Source organism: Pseudoalteromonas sp. MB41 (assembly GCF_020966275.1).
Taxonomy (GTDB): Bacteria; Pseudomonadota; Gammaproteobacteria; order Enterobacterales; family Alteromonadaceae; genus Pseudoalteromonas; species Pseudoalteromonas lipolytica.
This window is the reverse complement of record NZ_JAJJZF010000074.1, coordinates 1-765: the sequence shown is the minus strand read 5'-3', so window position 1 is coordinate 765 and position 765 is coordinate 1. Positions and strand designations below refer to the sequence as shown.

Below are 765 nucleotides of genomic sequence, written 5' to 3'. Positions count from 1 at the left end.
TGCCCAATAATGAGCACCGCCACATGATTCCATGACAACTTTACAACGAGGAGACGTGGTGAGTATCGACAGTAGCTCTTTTCTGCTTACCGCTTTATTACTTTGTAGTTTTTGATGAAAAAATTGACCGACTTGAAAAACATTTTTTGCCAAGTCGATACAAATTAAGTTAAATTTTGACATGTATGGATTCCTTATTGGTAAAAGTGGTTTTGCAATTTCTTTATACCGTACTTACCCTATTTAGGGGAGGAGTCCATACATCTCCTACGTCTCTTCACCTTGCGCTTATGCGCCTTTTATCTTTGTATGCAATCTAGGCATAGTGCTGGACAATTTAGCCCTGAACGCAAAAAACCCGCTGCATTGCTGCAACGGGTTTCTCTAATTAGGAGCCTGGCGATGTCCTACTTTCACATGGCAAATGCCACACTATCATCGGCGCTGTTTCGTTTCACTACTGAGTTCGGCATGGGGTCAGGTGGGTCCAAAACGCTATTGTCACCAAGCAAAATGCGTGGAAAGGATTCTCGACAAAGCGCATCGCGCTTACGAGTCCTTTGCGCAAGGTGAACTGATTTCGCATTAAGCGCTGCGGTTCACCCTACATAAAATCTGGAAATCTGATAATCGTAAAATCTACTTTAGTATACTAACTTCTGTCTGTTACGCTGTCATAAAACGCGTTTGGCGTTGTATGGTTAAGCCTCACGGGTAATTAGTACAGGTTAGCTTAATGGCTCACACCACTTCCACATCCTGCCT

General features: G+C 43.1%; 1 rRNA gene and 1 pseudogene. Both read right to left on the bottom strand.

From position 1 onward, the window contains the following. A pseudogene (locus tag LPA49_RS22230) lies at positions 1–183 on the bottom strand (IS110 family transposase); the annotation flags it as partial. 211 nt (positions 184–394) lie between these two features. Further along, a 5S ribosomal RNA gene (rrf, locus tag LPA49_RS22225) occupies positions 395–509 on the bottom strand. Positions 510–765: the final 256 nt, after the last annotated feature.